Consider the following 429-nt stretch of genomic DNA (forward strand, 5'->3'; position numbering starts at 1 on the left):
TTTTAAGTAACGAGAAAATAGCAGAGTTAGAACAAAAAGTTAAATTTGCTGTTTGGGAAAAATACGATGATCAACATCGTGTTGTTAGATTCGCAACCAGCTGGGCGACAACCGAAGAAAATTTAAATAAACTATTAGAATTAATCTAATAATGCTGTTATATTTCGTCTGGCAAATCATTTATTAATTAAGCCAGTTCAGTTGAGTAGTTGTGTTTATTGATTTATATATGAAACTACTCATTTGAAGCCGTTGATGTTATAAAATTACATCATTCCAAAACAAGATACTACAGATTATTGGATAAAGTCCGTATAATTGTGTAAAAGTAAAAAGGCCATATAACAGTCCTTTTACGGTACAATGTTTTTAACGACAAAAACATACCCAGGAGGACTTTTACATGACCCAAGTACATTTTACACTGAA

General features: G+C 31.0%; 1 pseudogene. It reads left to right on the forward strand.

Going from position 1 to position 429, the window contains the following annotated elements:
• A pseudogene (locus tag IDG60_RS02715) lies at positions 1-149 on the forward strand (low specificity L-threonine aldolase); the annotation flags it as partial.
• Between the last annotated feature and the right edge of the window lie 280 nt (positions 150-429).

The sequence above is a fragment of the Staphylococcus sp. EG-SA-2 genome, from assembly GCF_017152085.1.